Here is a 15,459-nt window from a genome sequence, read left to right as displayed (position 1 = left end):
AGTAATCTAAAATGTTTAACAATCTAACAATCTAACAATCTAAAATGTCTATAATATCCTTAATCATAAAAAGAGAATTTATTGCCAAAGTGCGTAATAAATCCTTTATTGTTATGACTTTTCTAAGTCCGTTACTATTTGTGGGGATAGCAGCGTTTGTGGGTTATTTAAGTTCCATGAAAGCCGATACCAAACGAATCGCCATTCACGATGAATCAGGTTTGTTTGCTAAGGAATTTACTTCTCAAAATACTAAGAAAGGGGAATACAAATACCTCGATTTGTCTCAAATAGATTTAAAATTCCTGAAAGACAGTATCACAAATGAAAACTACGAAGGGTTATTATACATTCCAAATGAAAGCAATTCGAAAGATTTCGAAAATAAAATTCAATTTATTTCGAATGAAAGCCCGAGTATTTCGTTCATTGAAAGTGTCCAAGATGTTATTGCAAAGAAGTTAACCAAAACCAATTTGGAAAAAGCACATCTCGATACATTAGCGATAAAAAATGCAGAATCTAAAGTCAATATTAGTTTAACAAAAGCATCAGGTGAAGAAAGTGTAAAAGGACTTAACGAAATAAAAATCGGTATTGGCGGTGCTTTTGGATATCTCATTATGATGTTCATTATCATCTACGGTAATATGGTAATGCGAAGCGTTATCGAAGAAAAAACGAACCGTATTGTCGAGATTATCATTTCCTCCGTAAAACCATTTCAACTCATGATGGGGAAAATTGTTGGGACTGCATTAGCAGGATTACTGCAATTTATTATTTGGGCCATTATTGGACTATCTTTAATGTTTGCTGCGTCACTATTTTTTGGTGTAAATGTAGGGCCAACCGCTAGAATTTCACCCGAATTAATGCATACTGCCCAACAAGAATTTGCCGGAACCGCTCAAATGTATATCAAGGAATTATGGAATTTACCCATTGCAAGTATTTTGATTGGATTTGTGGTTTATTTCATTGGCGGGTATTTTCTGTACAGTTCATTTTACGCAGCAATTGGAGCGGCAGTCGACAATCAAACCGACTCACAACAATTTCTTTTGCCTATCATCATGCCATTAATGTTGAGTGTTTACATCGGTTTTTTTACCGTTATAAATGATCCGCATGGGACAATTGCCGTAGTTTTTTCAATGATTCCGCTTACTTCTCCCATCGTTATGCTCATGCGAATCCCGTTTGGCGTACCTTGGTGGCAAATCGCAATATCAATTACAGTATTATTCGGCACGTTCTTTTCAGTGGTTTGGTTTGCTGCCAAAATATACCGAGTAGGAATACTCATGTACGGCAAAAAACCAACATGGAACGAATTATACCGATGGTTGAAATATTAATACCTTGGTTTGTTTTAGCTTCCGTTAAAATTTAATTAATTTATGGAGCTATTTCCCGCTTTCCGTTGCAATCTTTTTATTTTTAAAGAAAAAATAAAAAGGATTTCCACTTTAATCGGGGCTAAAAAAATAAAAATATGTCAAAAATACTAATCATAGAAGACGAGGCCGCTATTCGAAGAGTACTCACAAAAATACTTTCCGAAGAAAACGACACCTATCAGGTGGAAGAAGCCGAAGATGGTGCTGCAGGTTTTGAAAAAATAAAAAACAACGATTACGATTTAGTTTTGTGCGATATCAAAATGCCAAAAATGGATGGCGTTGAGGTTCTGGAAGCAGTCAAAAAAATCAAACCCGAAATCCCGATGGTTATGATTTCCGGTCATGGCGATATGGAAACGGCCATCAACACGATGCGTTTGGGAGCATTTGATTACATCTCAAAACCACCGGATTTAAATCGATTATTGAATACGGTTCGAAACGCTTTAGACAAAAAACAACTCGTAGTAGAGAATAAAATTCTGAAGAAAAAAGTCAGTAAAAACTACGAAATGATTGGCGAAAGCGAAGCCATCAATCACATCAAACTGATGATTGATAAGGTTGCCCAAACCGAAGCACGAGTTTTAATCACAGGACCAAATGGAACCGGAAAAGAATTGGTTGCGCATCAATTACACGAAAAAAGTGAAAGAGCTAATTTTCCTTTAATCGAAGTGAATTGTGCTGCGATTCCATCAGAATTGATAGAAAGCGAATTATTCGGTCACGTAAAAGGAGCTTTTACATCGGCAGTGAAAGACCGCGCAGGAAAATTTGAAGCAGCTGATAAGGGAACTATTTTCTTGGATGAAATTGGGGATATGAGTCTTTCGGCGCAAGCCAAAGTATTACGTGCTTTACAAGAAAGTATGATTACCAGAGTGGGAGCGGATAAAGACATTAAAGTAGATGTTCGTGTTGTTGCGGCAACCAATAAAGATTTGAAAAAAGAAATTGCCGAAGGTCGGTTCCGGGAGGATTTGTACCATCGTTTGGCAGTTATCTTGATAAAAGTACCATCGTTGAACGATAGACGAGAGGATATCCCGATGTTGATTTCGCATTTTGCCGATAAAATTGCTTCAGAGCAAGGAAATGCTATAAAAAAGTTTTCAAAAGAAGCGATCCATTTGTTGCAAGAATACGATTGGACAGGAAATATCCGTGAATTACGAAATGTAGTGGAGCGCTTGATTATCCTTGGCGGAAGCGAAATTTCCGAGAATGATGTGAAGTTATTCGCAAGTAAATAAAATTAATTTAATGATTTGAAAATTTAATTATTTAAAGATTTGGCACTAGTTTTAATCTTTCAATTTTTCAATTTTTAATCTTTCAATCATAAGAAATGAAACTAAAAAAAATAAACGAAGAGTTACAGCAAGCCTTAATTGAAAACGGTTTGACCGAGGCCAATACAATGCAAAAAGAAACATTTTCGACAATGAAAAGTGGTTCGGATTGTATTATTATTGCACCAAAAGGAAGCGGGAAATCGACTACAATTGTGCTGAATGTAATTCAGAGATTGGCAGGCGCAACCGAGGAATCACCAAGGGCTTTGATTATTGTGGAAGACAAAGCCAAAGTATTGGAAATGGAATCGCTTTTTGAAAAATACGGAAAGAATTCTAATTTAGAAGTCTATGGTGTTCATGATAAAGGGGATATGGAATACGATAAAAATTATATTTCCAGCGGAATTGATGTGTTGATTGGGACTCCAAATAAGTTGAGTGAAATGTTCACAACAGCAGGTTTCAATGTAAACCGATTGAAAATGTTTATTCTTGATGATGCGGATCCAATTTTGAAATTGCGTCATGAAACTAAAATCATGCGTATATCGAATAGCATAGTCAGAACCCAACGTATTATTTTTTCGGAACAATTCACAGAACGAATTGAAGCCCTTGCTGAAAAAATGCTAGTGGAGCCTTTTGAATTCGATTTTGATGGAGAAGATGAAGACGAAGAAGAAGGTGAAGATTTTGAGGAGATAGAAGATTTCGAACCTGAAGCTGGAGATGACTTCGAGGAGAAAGAAGGTGATGAAGAAAATGGTAATAAATAATTAAATAAAGAATAAGATGGGATTAATGAAAGTGTTTTCGGGAAGTGAAATTTTAGCTTTAGCGCTGCAACAGAGAATTGAAGCAATAGGAGTAGATACCGTTTTAAAAAATAACATACAATCAGCTCGATTAGGAGGTTTTGGAAATTCAGATTTAGCAGTGGAATTGTTCGTTCAGGAAACCGAGTTTTCAAAAGTAAATCCCGTTATTGAAGAATTCAGAATGAGTATTTAACCGCATTCATAATAAAAAACAGAATGAAATATAAAATGTTAGTTTTGGACATGGATGACACTTTGTTAACCGATGATCATACCATTTCAAACGAGAATGCAGCAATGTTGGCTAAGGCTCAGGAACTAGGGGTTTACGTTATTTTGGCATCTGGCAGACCAACTCCTGCGATGATTGCTTACGCCAAAGAATTGCAATTGGATAATTCCTATATGATATCGTATAATGGCGCTGTTATTACAGATTTAAAAGAAGATAAAATCATTTTTGAGCAAACTTTGACTCAGCAACAAATCCATGAATTGTATGATTACAGTTTAAAAAGTAAGACCCATATTATTACGTACCTTGATGGGAAAATTGTAAGTGAGACGGATTCTGAATACATTGAAATCGAAAAAAACATCACCGGATTAGAACACATTAAAGTCCTTAGTTTTAAAGATGAAGTTAAATCGGCAGCCATAAAATGTATTTTATTGGAAGAGCCAGCCTATCTCAAAGAAGTAGAAAAAGACTTGAGACTTGCCATGCCGCATCTTAGCGTATGCATGTCAAAACCCTTTTTTCTGGAAGTAGCTCAAAACGGGATTGATAAAGGGGCCAGCATTAAATTTTTAGCAGAAAAATTAAATATTCTTCAAAGTGAAATCATAGCCGTTGGAAACGCAGGAAATGATTTGACGATGATTCAATATGCCGGATTAGGGGTTTGGGTAGATAATGTAGATCCAGAATTAAGAGATAAAGGAGATGTGATTGTAGCTTCAAATAATGATCACGGTGTGGCCGAGGTAGTGAGAAGGTTTATTTTGAACTAATATTTTAAGTGCAGCAGATACATTTAATTAGAAAATAATACAAATATGCAATTTGTCTGTTATTAAAATATCCGATAATTTACATGGTACGCTATGTAAATTATCGGATATTTTAATAACAGTTCTTGTCTTGTTGTATAGTACGAAGAAAGAAATATTTGTCTACTGTTTTATAAAGAAGTGGATAAACTATGTTTGAAAGGGATTTGTACCACTATAATCTTTTTAAGAAACGAAAAAATACGTTTTCTGAAATCTAAATAGTATTCTAAAAAGGGAACTATTTGAATTTTTTACTTGGATTTTTGTTGGTGCTGAAAACGGCTGTTATGATAATGTCTTTCTCATCAACACTGTATAAAACAACAAAAGGGAATTTTTTTACAACTGCTTGCCTGTATTTTTTATGAACAACTTTGTATGTAGTGTAATTTAAAACGATTGATTTATAGTAGTTTTCTAATTCGTCAAGAAATCGTTCTCCTAGATTTTTGCGTCTGGATTCATAAAATTCATAAGCAACGATTGTATCAATATTAGCTCGAAAAGTAAATTTAAGATTTCTTTTCATTATAGCTTTTTCTGGCATTGATTTTTATCTCTTCCCAAGTGAATGAAGGCTCTTCTCCAGAATAGTATTTTTTTGTAGCTTCTTCTAAAACTAATTTCTGTTCATTAGTTAATTCATATTCAGAAGTTTCATCATTCAAGATACTTTTTATATAGTCCAGTGTGTTTTTGTCATCTAAATGAATAATTTTTTCAATTAACTCTAGTTTATCTTTTTGTAAATTAGTTGATTGCATGATTTTAGTATAAATTATTTATACTACAAATATAAATAATATGAGCTTTAAAGTATAAATTTTTGTTTGTAAATTTGCGCACTCAAATTTTTGACAACGATTTCATTAATTGAGTTATCTTATGGAAAACAGAAAAAAAGTTGCTTTTTATACCTTGGGTTGCAAATTGAATTTTTCAGAAACTTCTACCATTGCCCGTAATCTTCAAGATGAGGGTTTTGACCGGGTCGATTTTGAGGAAGTGGCTGATATGTATGTGATTAATACGTGTTCGGTTACGGAAAATGCAGACAAGCAGTTCAAACAAGTAGTGCGAAAAGCAATGAAATTGAATGATAAAGCATTTGTTGCGGCGGTGGGTTGTTATGCGCAATTGAAACCGGAGGAATTAGCAGCCGTTGATGGCGTGGATTTAGTTCTTGGTGCAACGGAGAAATTTAAATTGGCCGATTATATTAATGATTTGTCCAAAAATGATTTTGGAGAAGTACATTCCTGCGAAATTGCCGAAGCTGATTTTTATGTGGGAAGTTATTCGATAGGAGACAGAACCCGTGCTTTCTTGAAAGTGCAGGATGGTTGTGATTACAAATGTACGTATTGCACGATTCCGTTGGCAAGAGGAATTTCGCGAAGTGATGAACTGGAAAATGTATTGAAAAATGCATCTGAGATTTCAAAACAAAATATTAAGGAAATTGTTCTTACCGGTGTAAATATTGGCGATTACGGAAAAGGGGAATTTGGAAATAAAAAACACGAACATACCTTCTTAGAATTAGTTCAGGCTTTGGATAAAGTAGAAGGAATCGAAAGACTGCGAATTTCATCTATTGAACCGAATTTATTGAAAAATGAAACGATTGAATTTGTATCAAAAAGCAGAACATTTGTACCGCATTTTCATATTCCGTTACAATCGGGAAGTAATGACATTCTAAAGTTGATGAAACGTCGTTACCAACGTGAAGTATACACCGAAAGAGTCAATAAAATCCGCGAAGTTATGCCGCACGCTTGTATTGGTGTGGATGTGATTGTTGGTTTTCCTGGTGAAACTGACGAGCATTTCTTGGAAACCTATCATTTCTTGAATGAAATGAATATTTCGTATTTACACGTATTCACATACTCGGAACGGGATAATACAGAGGCTGCTGCGATGGAAGGTGTTGTTGCCGGAAATGTTCGCGCTAAACGCAGTAAAATGATGCGTGGATTATCGGTTAAAAAACGCCGTGCTTTTTATGAAAGTCAGTTGGGAACAAACAGAACTGTTTTGTTTGAAAGCGAAAATAAAGAAGGTTATATTCACGGTTTTACAGAAAATTACGTAAAAGTAAAAACACCTTGGAATCCAGAATTAGTCAATACCTTACACGAAATTAATTTGACAAAAATTGATGAAGACGGAAGCGTGCGAATGGATTTTGTTTCAGCTTTGGTGTAAGTTTTTTTCAACCATATAAGTCATTTAAGTTTTTAAACCATTAAGCGATTAAGAAAATTAAGCGAAGAACTTAATGAAACTTAATTTCTTAATGGTTTTATCTTTTAAGCCTTTTATGTTTAAAAATAAAAAAATTACGGATTCGTAGACCAGATACTGCTATTTTTGATAAAAACGCGTCGGTTTAATTTGAGTTGCGCGATGATTAATTCAGCCATGTCTTCCGCTTGCATGACTTTATCAGGATTTCCGTCTGTTAAATTTAATTCCTTAGCCATGTCAGTAGCAACAGTGCTTGGCGTTAACGCTGTCACACGAATATTATGCTTGCGAACTTCTTGCATCAACGATTCCGTCAATCCTAAAACTGCAAATTTAGAAGCGCTATAGGCACTGGTTAAAGCATTTCCGCTTAATCCAGCTGTCGAAGAAATGTTGATGATATCCCCGGTTTGTCTCTCAATCATATTTGGTAAAACGGCGCGTGTCACATAATAAGTACCCATTAGGTTTACTTGAATAATACGTTCCCAAGCGGCTGGTTCTAGTTCTAAGAATTTTCCAAAAGCAGCAATTCCTGCATTATTGATTAAAATATCAATAGTTCCAAATTCGGTCAATGCTTTTTCAACGGCAGCGTTCACCGAATTGATATCTGCAACATCAGCGGTTATTGCCAGTGCTTTTACTCTTAAAGAACGCACTTTTGCCGCTACACTGTCTATTTCTTCTTGTGTTCGTGCTACTAGAATTACATTTACGCCTTCTTTGGCTAAGGCCAAGGCGATAGCTTTTCCAATTCCTTTTCCTGCGCCAGTGATTAGGGCGTTTTTATTTTTTAAGTCAGTCATTTTTTAATTATTTGATGCCAATAAAAGGCTTAGTTACTGTAAAAGTACCTCGTTTTAAATTTGAAATCTATTTTGGGTTTCTATTTAATCTAAATTTAACGTTCTATTATTTTGACTGAAACGAACATCTTTTAATGGAATGGACTTCATTTTTGGTCTAAAGTCAATTTGTAAATATCTGTTTCTAAGACTTCGGTATCTTTGTCTTCACAAAGCAGGAACTCGATTTTTTCTTTTGAATTGGTGTATAGAGTCAATCCTTCGAATTTATGGGTGCTACTAATTTTTTGAGTGAAATCTATTTTCATGGTTTTCAGGTTGATTCTCCCAATAAGACTTCCTAAAACTTCACCATCATCATAAGTAGATTCGGTATCTTCGGCTGTGGCCAAAAAATAAATGCTATCATCGACTAAAACGGCATCGGTAAAACTACTGCGTACTCCTTTTATTTTAGGGAGTTTGTATGCGTTTGAAAGAATAGTAAAATCGTTGGTCAGGTTTTTTCCTTCGATGGTGAAAAGGACATTTTTATTGGAACTTCCGTTACCGCGATTCAATAAAAACCAGCTTTCGCCATTATAGATAGTGCCTTCAATATTGAAATCTTCGGGTTTTATTTCTCCGAAATTTTGCATGACCGCATATAAGTCGGCGATGTCATTTGTGGCAATTACCTTTTTATCGCTGGAGTTGAGTTGTATCATTTTGTTCCTTTTTTCGGTGGAACCGGAGCCAAAAACATACAAACTATCACCAAAATAGGTTATGGCTTCAAAATCAGCTTTGTCTTTTTTAAGAGTATTCTCTGTTGCGTTTTCTAATAACGGATGACGTTTTAAATTCTGGAAATCCATTTGATATTCGTAAAGAAAACCGCTGTTGTCACCTATAATCAGTAGTGAATTGTCTTTGTAAATGAGTCCTGATGCTGAACCAATACCGATGATTTGAAATAGTAATTCGAGTGTGAATTTTTCCATTGTATTTGTTTTAAAAACGAGTGCCTAGCCCAGATAACAGTGGAAATCCTTTTATTATTATTCTTTAAAATAATAAAATATTGCAACGAATAGCTGGAAAATGCTCCTGAAATTCATCAGGATTAATCCTTATAATTTGTTATATTTGAGTTTACAAAGATAAAATATTTCTTATGAAGTCTATAAATCCTGATGATTTTAAAGTGATTGGCAAAATTGATTTGGCCAAAATCCCTACGAACTTGTTTAACGATTCCAGTGATGATGATAAAGAAGAGAAACTGGATAAGGTACAAGTGAAATTGAGTGAAATACAAGATGTGCTGTATGCGCACAATCGTTATGGCGTTTTGATTTGTCTGCAAGGCATGGATACATCGGGAAAGGATAGTATGATTCGGGAAGTTTTTAAGGAATTTAACTCTCGTGGGGTGGTAGTTCATAGTTTTAAAACACCGAATTCAAGTGAGTTAGAACATGATTATTTGTGGAGACATTATTTGGTTTTGCCTGAAAAAGGAAAGTTTACGGTTTTTAACAGATCGCATTATGAAAATGTTTTGGTCACCAGAGTGCATCCTGAATATATTATGAATGAAAATTTACCGGGAATTGAAAAAGTAGCTGATATTACACCGCAATTTTGGGAAAACAGAATGCAGCAAATCAATAATTTTGAGAAACACGTTACTCAAAACGGAACTATTATGCTGAAATTCTTTTTGCATATGAGTAAAGAAGAGCAACGACAACGCTTATTGCGCCGACTGGAAGAACAAAAACACAACTGGAAATTCTCAACAGGTGATTTGAAAGAAAGAGAACGTTGGGATGATTATATGCAGTATTACGAAGAGGCAATCAATGAAACATCTACTGAATATGCACCTTGGTACGTTATTCCAGCCGATGATAAAGAAATGGCCCGTTATATCGTTGCCAAAATTATTTGGGAAGAAATGCAAAAACATACTGATATTAAAGAACCTGAAATGGATGAAAAAATTAGAGGAAATATCGAAATGTATAAAGAAATGCTAAAGAAAGAAAAATAGTTTGAATGATTTTTTCGTGAAAGTTATTTCAAGTTTATCATTGTATTACTTTGCCGTTAGTATGTAAAATTATTGTTTTTAGAGTTGGATAGCCTAGTTAACTCTTGGCTTTTTGTTAATATTCAGTTCATTTGAAGTTTAAATTTAGTGTATTTCTTTGCCATGAATTTAAAACTATCGACTGAGATGAAAAGAATTATTTTACCAATGTTATTTTTAGCTTCATTAATCTCTTGTGAGAATGATGCTAAATCTTCGAAAGAAACTACAGCTGTAGTTTTAGCAAACCAATCAGTAACTCCAGTATTGTTGAAAAAGCAAGCAGGTTTTGAAAGCTTGGAACTTTTTTCACTCATCACTTCAGATGATGTTTTGGCAGGTAGTCCAAATTATGTTTTTGGTGGTTCAGCTGACGGGTCAGGATTGTTGAAAAATTCAGATGGGACTTTTACTTTTTTAGTAAATCAAGAAGATAATTTTGCGGTTTCCAGAATTACATTAGACAAAACATTCAAACCTACAAAAGGGGAGTATTTGTTGAATTCTAATGGAGGAACTTGGAGATTGTGCGGTGCTACTATGGCAACTGTTGCTGAACATGGCTTTGGACCACTTTATTTAACTTCTGGTGAATCAGGTGAAGAATCTCGTACCCATGCTTTAAACCCTTATGGAGATGTTGGGTCAGCATCTGTTTCTAAAGAATTATCCGGTTTAGGAAGATTGAGTGCAGAGAATGCTTTGCCTTTGAGAAAGACTGCTTTTGCAGGAAAAACTGTTGTTGTAATAGGTGATGATGATTCTGGAACTTATGGAGGTCAAGTATTCATGTATGTTTCAAACACTGTTGGTGATTTAGCAAACGGTTCTTTGTACATGATGAAAAGAACCGATGACAATCAAAGAGAAAAAGATATGGCTGTTGGTCAAACGTATGCTGTTTCGTTTGTAAAAATCGAGAATCATACTACAATGACCGGGGCTCAAATTAACGCATCGGTAAATACGCTAAAAGCAATAAAATTTGGTAGAGTTGAAGATCTGGATTACAGAAAAGGGGGAGGAGTCGCAGATCGTGAAATCTACTTTAATGCTACAGGACAAAATACTTCAGGAGTTAATGCAGATGCTTCAAGAACCAAATATGGTAGAGTTTACAAATTGAATTTAGACGCTGCAAATCCTTTAACAGGAACTTTACAAGTGATTCTTGACGGTGACGATCGTACAGGAATTGCAGGGAAATTTCAAAATCCAGATAATATTTGTGTGACCAAAAATTATGTATATGTTCAGGAAGATGCGAATGGTTACGGAGATGAAACGCATGATGCTTACATTTACCAGTATGATATTGCAAGTAAACAATTAAAAGTTGTTGTAGAGTTAGATCAGCGTCGTACCGCTACTGATGCTGCAAAGTATAATGTAGGTGGAACAAGTAAATTTGGAGATTGGGAATATGGAGCATTAATTGACGTATCGGAACAAGTAGGAATTGACGATACCTTTTTATTAAGTGTTCAACCACATACTTGGAGAGGAACAAAATATAAAGGAGTTGATGGAGGAACAAATCGTCCAAATGAAGATCAAGCCAGTCAAATTGTAATTGTCAAAGGACTTGCAAGATAATTTAGCTCTAAATTAAATAGGTAAAAATCCACGGTTTCTATTGGGAACCGTGGTTTTTGCTTTTCTCCTCATTTTTAAAATTTATTATGAAAAATTTCTTTTTTCTTTTACCATTGATGTTCCTTTTCTCTTGTGAAAACCAACCCAAAAGCGAAAAAATAAATGATTTATTTCAATCAGATATTCAGGTCCTGATTCATGATGTTTCTCGATTGGAACTCTTGGTGAAATCAGATTCGATTTCGGCACAAGTTCAAAAACAATTTCTGGAAGCGCATAAAAGCTATAAAAAAGTAGAAATGATTAGTGAATATTATTTCCCGGTTGTTTCTAAAGCAATTAATGGACCCGCATTAGATGAATTTGAAGAAGATGAGGGAAAAACTGTTCCTCCCGAAGGATTTCAAGTAATTGAAGAATTGCTTTTTCCAAGGTATGACTATCGATCAAAAGAGGAACTGTTAAAAGAAATAGGAATCCTTTCTGCTAATTTAAAACGATTAGATAAAGTTTCGCAAACGAATCAATTAACAGATTCTCATGTTTTTGATGCGATGCGTTTAGAAGTTTTTAGAATAATTACTCTGGGAATTACCGGATTTGATTCTCCAATTGCTCAAAACTCCATTCCGGAAGCATCATCATCATTAGAAAGTATCGAAAAATACTATCAAATTTATGTTGATAATTCAGATGACTCGACTTCTAAATCAGTTTTAAAAGCAATTGAAGAAGGCAAAGAATATTTGAAAAAGAATACCAAGTTTAATGAATTTGACCGAGCCGTTTTTATTCGAAATTTTTTAAATCCGTTAAGTAAAGGTTTGTATAAAACTCAAATGGATTTAAAAATTCCTTTGATTAAAGAAACGAGAGGATTAAAAACAACTGCCCAAACACTTTTTGATGCAACTGTTTTTGATGCCGAAGCGTTTTCCGCATTTCCAGATTATGAAACAACTCCAGAAAAAATTGAGTTGGGGAAGTTATTGTTCAACGATCCTGTTTTGTCCGGAAATAATTCGCGTTCCTGCGCTTCCTGTCATCATGCTGACAAAGCTTTTACAGATGGATTAGAAAAAGCAGTTTCATTAGATGGACAATCGTTGGTTAAAAGAAATACGCCAACACTGTCTAATATCGCTTTTCAACGTGTTTTCTTTTCAGATTCCAGAGTTACTTATCTGGAAGACCAAGCCGTAGCTGTAATTACGAATGAAAATGAAATGCACGGCTCTTTGAAAAAGTCAGTTTTGGCTTTAAAAAAAGAGGTGAGCTATGTTACTAAATTCAAAAAAGCATTTCCAAAAACAGAAATGGATGAATTTGCAATAAAAAATGCATTAGCCTCTTATATCCGTTCTTTGAGTGATTATGATTCAAAATTTGATGAATACATGCGGGGAAATGAAACGTTTGATTTGGATGAAATTGCCGGATTTAATTTATTTGCCGGAAAAGCAAAATGTGCTACTTGCCATTTTATTCCATTAACTAACGGAACGGTGCCTCCGAGTTTTGTAAAATCCGAAAGTGAAGTATTGGGTGTTCCTGATGCAACTAAAAAAATGGATGCTGATTTAGGAAAATTCGAATTGACGAAAGCTGAAATTAACAGGAATTCTTTCAAGACACCTACTTTGAGGAATGTTGCGTTAACAGCTCCTTATATGCACAATGGTGTTTTTAAAACTTTGGAAGAAGTAATTGATTTTTACAATGAAGGTGGTGGAAATGGATTGGGATTTAATTTGCCAAATCAAACTTTGCCTGAGGATAAACTGAATTTAACAGACTTGGAAAAACAGCAGCTTATTGTATTTATGAAGACTTTAACGGATAAAAAGTTTTATAAACAAAAAATGCCCTGAAATTTCAGGGCATTTTTTTAAAGAATATATGTTTTATAGCTCAAAACCATAAGCTAAACGAACTCCTACCTGTCCAACACCTTTTCCTATGGAACCGTTGTTGTTTACTTTTGCAAAGTCAGAATAGTGCTCATAATGCAATGATACATCAATGTATTTTGAAGCATAACCAATACTAGGTGATAATAATAGAGACGTTTTGTTGTTACCATTGCTTACTGCAAAAGCTGCCCCTGCTTCTCCCATTACATAAAATTGGTCATTCCATACGAAAGCTTTAAAACCTGCTTTAGCTGGGATAAATCCTAAATCATTACCGTCTGCTTTACTTACAAATAAGTTAGTATAACCAGTTGTCAAAGTTAAAGAGTATCTTTTTGACAAATCGTATTGAACTCTTGCATCAGCTCCTAATGCCAATTTGTATGGATCACTAACGGAGTATCCTGCATTTACACCAAATCCTAAACGGAATCCTTGGTCATAATTTGTCGCTTCTTTAGTTTCTTGTGCTTGTACATTGCTAGCAAACATCATTGCTATTGCGAATACAAATAACATTTTGATTTTTCCTGTGCTTTTCATAATTGTAATTTTTTTATTAATAATTTTTTTTGGTGCTGTCTTGATTTTTATTTGATTCAAAACAACATTACAAATGTATAGCCCGTAATTGCTCGGGATGTTATAGAATTAATGGGTTTTGTTATAGAATTCCTTGGTTGGTGTAAATAATAACTGAAAGAGAGGCTTTATATTTTCAATTGTATCGATACAATTGAAACCTTCTAATTATCTTTGCCAACAAAAAAATAGAAAGTGAATTTATCTCAATATACCAAAGAGTTTTCTTATAATATCAGATTAGCTTATCCTGTAATTTTAGGAATGCTCGGTCATACATTAATAGGAATTGTAGATAATTTCATGGTGGGTAATCTTGGTTCTACTGAGTTAGCGGCTGTTTCCCTTGGTAACAGTTTTATCTTCATTGCATTATCTTTAGGAATAGGTTTTTCTACAGCTATAACCCCATTGACTGCTGAGGCTGATGCCGAAAAAGACGATAAAAAAATCCGAACTACTTTTCATCATGGATTATTGTTGTGTACGGTTTTAGGAGTAGCGTTATTCATTTTGACGGTATTGTCTAAACAAATAATGTACTTGATGCACCAGCCCAAAGCAGTGGCTGATATGGCAGCTCCTTATATTGATTGGGTGGCTTTTTCTTTAATTCCGGTTATCATGTATCAAGGATACAAACAATTTGCAGATGGTTTAGCGAAAACAAAATATTCGATGTATGCTATTTTTATGGCAAATGTGGTGCATGTGTTTTTTAATTATGTGTTGATTTATGGATTTTGGATTTTTCCCAAATTAGGAATTCTTGGTGCAGCCTTAGGAACGGTGATTTCAAGAATTATGATGGTGGTTTTTATGCATTATCTTATGAAAAGAAATGAAGCTTTGAAACGTTATTTCAAGAGTTTTAGTTTCAAAGAAATACGAAAACCAGTTTTGAAAAAAATTATAAATCTGGGCTTGCCTTCAGCGATGCAAATGCTGTTTGAAGTCACTTTATTTACTGCGGCAATATGGCTTTCCGGTTCTTTGGGAAAAAACAGTCAGGCAGCCAATCAAATAGCACTGACTCTTGCTTCATCAACATTTATGGTAGCCATGGGTTTAAGTGTTACTGCGATGATTAGAGTGAGTCATACCAAAGGAATGAATGATTATAAAAATTTGATAATTGTTGCCCGCTCTATTTTTTTATTAGCAATTATGCTGGAAATACTTTTCGGGATTGTTTTTGTTGTTTTCCATAATTTTTTGCCACACTTATTTTTGAATATGACGGATTCGGCACAGGTATTAGATAATAATGAAATAATAATTATAACAGCTAAATTACTTTTGGTAGCTGCAGTTTTCCAAATTTCAGATGGTATTCAAGTAGTGGTTTTGGGTGCTTTAAGAGGTTTGCAAGATGTGAAAATCCCTATGTATATTACGTTTGTTGCGTATTGGGTTATCGGTTTTCCTATTTCTTATTATTTAGGAAAATATACTTCTTTACAAGCAGTAGGAATATGGATTGGGCTTTTGGCAGGATTATCAGCTGCCGCTTTATTTTTGTATATTCGCTTTGCGAGATTAACAAGAAAATTAGTTTTAAAGAATCATAAATAATAATGTTCTTACAATGTAACTTCTAATTTCTTTCCTCGTATAATAAGCATACAAACAAAACCTAACCAAC

Annotated in this window: 15 protein-coding genes; 10 read left to right on the top strand and 5 right to left on the bottom strand. The window is 34.4% G+C overall.

What is annotated here, in order from left to right:
- Nucleotides 1–44 precede the first annotated feature (44 nt).
- From ACNQGG_RS11595 to ACNQGG_RS11575, 5 genes are all read left to right on the top strand, one after another.
- On the top strand, nt 45–1,361 hold the full coding sequence (locus ACNQGG_RS11595) for an ABC transporter permease (RefSeq protein ID WP_417964130.1): 1,317 nt from the start codon (nt 45–47) through the stop codon (nt 1,359–1,361).
- Nucleotides 1,362–1,498: 137 nt separating this feature from the next.
- On the top strand, nt 1,499–2,662 hold the full coding sequence (locus ACNQGG_RS11590; RefSeq protein WP_417964128.1) for a sigma-54-dependent transcriptional regulator: 1,164 nt from the start codon (nt 1,499–1,501) through the stop codon (nt 2,660–2,662).
- A gap of 95 nt (nt 2,663–2,757) precedes the next feature.
- Complete coding sequence (locus tag ACNQGG_RS11585) at nt 2,758–3,483, top strand: DEAD/DEAH box helicase (protein WP_417964126.1); 726 nt, start codon at nt 2,758–2,760, stop codon at nt 3,481–3,483.
- A gap of 16 nt (nt 3,484–3,499) precedes the next feature.
- Nucleotides 3,500–3,718 carry a DUF2007 domain-containing protein gene (locus tag ACNQGG_RS11580; RefSeq protein ID WP_291249006.1) on the top strand — a complete coding sequence of 73 codons (219 nt, stop codon included), beginning with the start codon at nt 3,500–3,502 and terminating at the stop codon, nt 3,716–3,718.
- 23 nt (nt 3,719–3,741) lie between these two features.
- Nucleotides 3,742–4,539: a Cof-type HAD-IIB family hydrolase gene (locus tag ACNQGG_RS11575; RefSeq protein WP_417964124.1), complete on the top strand. Its 798-nt coding sequence runs from the start codon at nt 3,742–3,744 to the stop codon at nt 4,537–4,539.
- A gap of 280 nt (nt 4,540–4,819) precedes the next feature.
- On the opposite strand, the gene ACNQGG_RS11570 is transcribed toward ACNQGG_RS11575, so the two are convergent.
- Nucleotides 4,820–5,110 (bottom strand): type II toxin-antitoxin system RelE/ParE family toxin, encoded by a 291-nt coding sequence (locus ACNQGG_RS11570; protein WP_417964122.1) that lies wholly within the window; start codon nt 5,108–5,110, stop codon nt 4,820–4,822.
- Nucleotides 5,094–5,345 (bottom strand): hypothetical protein, encoded by a 252-nt coding sequence (locus ACNQGG_RS11565; RefSeq protein ID WP_417964120.1) that lies wholly within the window; start codon nt 5,343–5,345, stop codon nt 5,094–5,096. The genes ACNQGG_RS11570 and ACNQGG_RS11565 overlap by 17 nt, the downstream gene beginning before the upstream one ends.
- Nucleotides 5,346–5,466: 121 nt before the next feature.
- Between ACNQGG_RS11565 and mtaB the strand changes: the two genes are divergently transcribed.
- Nucleotides 5,467–6,795, top strand: coding sequence for a tRNA (N(6)-L-threonylcarbamoyladenosine(37)-C(2))-methylthiotransferase MtaB (gene mtaB, locus ACNQGG_RS11560; protein ID WP_417964118.1), 1,329 nt, complete (start codon nt 5,467–5,469; stop codon nt 6,793–6,795).
- 134 nt (nt 6,796–6,929) lie between these two features.
- Here the strand turns inward: mtaB and ACNQGG_RS11555 are convergent, their stop codons facing one another.
- Together ACNQGG_RS11555 and ACNQGG_RS11550 are read right to left on the bottom strand one after the other, a co-directional pair.
- Nucleotides 6,930–7,646 carry a 3-ketoacyl-ACP reductase gene (locus ACNQGG_RS11555; protein ID WP_417964116.1) on the bottom strand — a complete coding sequence of 239 codons (717 nt, stop codon included), beginning with the start codon at nt 7,644–7,646 and terminating at the stop codon, nt 6,930–6,932.
- A 146-nt stretch (nt 7,647–7,792) separates the two neighbouring features.
- Nucleotides 7,793–8,629, bottom strand: coding sequence for a DUF6929 family protein (locus ACNQGG_RS11550; RefSeq protein ID WP_417964114.1), 837 nt, complete (start codon nt 8,627–8,629; stop codon nt 7,793–7,795).
- A gap of 173 nt (nt 8,630–8,802) precedes the next feature.
- Between ACNQGG_RS11550 and ACNQGG_RS11545 the strand changes: the two genes are divergently transcribed.
- The 3 genes from ACNQGG_RS11545 (at nt 8,803) to ACNQGG_RS11535 (ending at nt 13,190) form a co-directional block, all read left to right on the top strand.
- Nucleotides 8,803–9,684 carry a PPK2 family polyphosphate kinase gene (locus ACNQGG_RS11545; RefSeq protein ID WP_417964112.1) on the top strand — a complete coding sequence of 294 codons (882 nt, stop codon included), beginning with the start codon at nt 8,803–8,805 and terminating at the stop codon, nt 9,682–9,684.
- 186 nt (nt 9,685–9,870) lie between these two features.
- Complete coding sequence (locus ACNQGG_RS11540; protein WP_417964110.1) at nt 9,871–11,319, top strand: PhoX family protein; 1,449 nt, start codon at nt 9,871–9,873, stop codon at nt 11,317–11,319.
- Between the two features lie 86 nt (nt 11,320–11,405).
- On the top strand, nt 11,406–13,190 hold the full coding sequence (locus ACNQGG_RS11535; RefSeq protein WP_417964108.1) for a cytochrome-c peroxidase: 1,785 nt from the start codon (nt 11,406–11,408) through the stop codon (nt 13,188–13,190).
- Nucleotides 13,191–13,223: 33 nt separating this feature from the next.
- On the opposite strand, the gene ACNQGG_RS11530 is transcribed toward ACNQGG_RS11535, so the two are convergent.
- Nucleotides 13,224–13,775 (bottom strand): hypothetical protein, encoded by a 552-nt coding sequence (locus tag ACNQGG_RS11530; protein ID WP_416856883.1) that lies wholly within the window; start codon nt 13,773–13,775, stop codon nt 13,224–13,226.
- A gap of 234 nt (nt 13,776–14,009) precedes the next feature.
- On the opposite strand from ACNQGG_RS11530, the gene ACNQGG_RS11525 reads away from it, so the two are divergent.
- Entirely contained in the window at nt 14,010–15,389 is a 1,380-nt protein-coding gene (locus ACNQGG_RS11525; RefSeq protein WP_417964106.1) for an MATE family efflux transporter, read from the top strand.
- The last annotated feature ends 70 nt before the right edge of the window (nt 15,390–15,459 follow it).

Source organism: Flavobacterium esculini (assembly GCF_048284325.1).
Classification (GTDB): domain Bacteria; phylum Bacteroidota; class Bacteroidia; order Flavobacteriales; family Flavobacteriaceae; genus Flavobacterium.
The sequence above is the reverse complement of the archived record's forward strand: the minus strand, read 5'-3'. Positions and strand labels throughout refer to the sequence as shown.

Excerpts from the sequence above, each read along its gene's own strand:
- ACNQGG_RS11590 (WP_417964128.1), top strand. The coding sequence starts at position 1,499 with ATGTCAAAAATACTAATCATAGAAGACGAGGCCGCTATTCGAAGAGTA.
- ACNQGG_RS11555 (WP_417964116.1), bottom strand. The coding sequence starts at position 7,646 with ATGACTGACTTAAAAAATAAAAACGCCCTAATCACTGGCGCAGGAAAA.
- ACNQGG_RS11575 (WP_417964124.1), top strand. The coding sequence starts at position 3,742 with ATGAAATATAAAATGTTAGTTTTGGACATGGATGACACTTTGTTAACC.
- ACNQGG_RS11570 (WP_417964122.1), bottom strand. The coding sequence starts at position 5,110 with ATGAAAAGAAATCTTAAATTTACTTTTCGAGCTAATATTGATACAATC.
- ACNQGG_RS11580 (WP_291249006.1), top strand. The coding sequence starts at position 3,500 with ATGGGATTAATGAAAGTGTTTTCGGGAAGTGAAATTTTAGCTTTAGCG.
- mtaB (WP_417964118.1), top strand. The coding sequence starts at position 5,467 with ATGGAAAACAGAAAAAAAGTTGCTTTTTATACCTTGGGTTGCAAATTG.
- ACNQGG_RS11550 (WP_417964114.1), bottom strand. The coding sequence starts at position 8,629 with ATGGAAAAATTCACACTCGAATTACTATTTCAAATCATCGGTATTGGT.
- ACNQGG_RS11545 (WP_417964112.1), top strand. The coding sequence starts at position 8,803 with ATGAAGTCTATAAATCCTGATGATTTTAAAGTGATTGGCAAAATTGAT.
- ACNQGG_RS11595 (WP_417964130.1), top strand. The coding sequence starts at position 45 with ATGTCTATAATATCCTTAATCATAAAAAGAGAATTTATTGCCAAAGTG.
- ACNQGG_RS11535 (WP_417964108.1), top strand. The coding sequence starts at position 11,406 with ATGAAAAATTTCTTTTTTCTTTTACCATTGATGTTCCTTTTCTCTTGT.
- ACNQGG_RS11540 (WP_417964110.1), top strand. The coding sequence starts at position 9,871 with ATGAAAAGAATTATTTTACCAATGTTATTTTTAGCTTCATTAATCTCT.
- ACNQGG_RS11585 (WP_417964126.1), top strand. The coding sequence starts at position 2,758 with ATGAAACTAAAAAAAATAAACGAAGAGTTACAGCAAGCCTTAATTGAA.
- ACNQGG_RS11565 (WP_417964120.1), bottom strand. The coding sequence starts at position 5,345 with ATGCAATCAACTAATTTACAAAAAGATAAACTAGAGTTAATTGAAAAA.
- ACNQGG_RS11530 (WP_416856883.1), bottom strand. The coding sequence starts at position 13,775 with ATGAAAAGCACAGGAAAAATCAAAATGTTATTTGTATTCGCAATAGCA.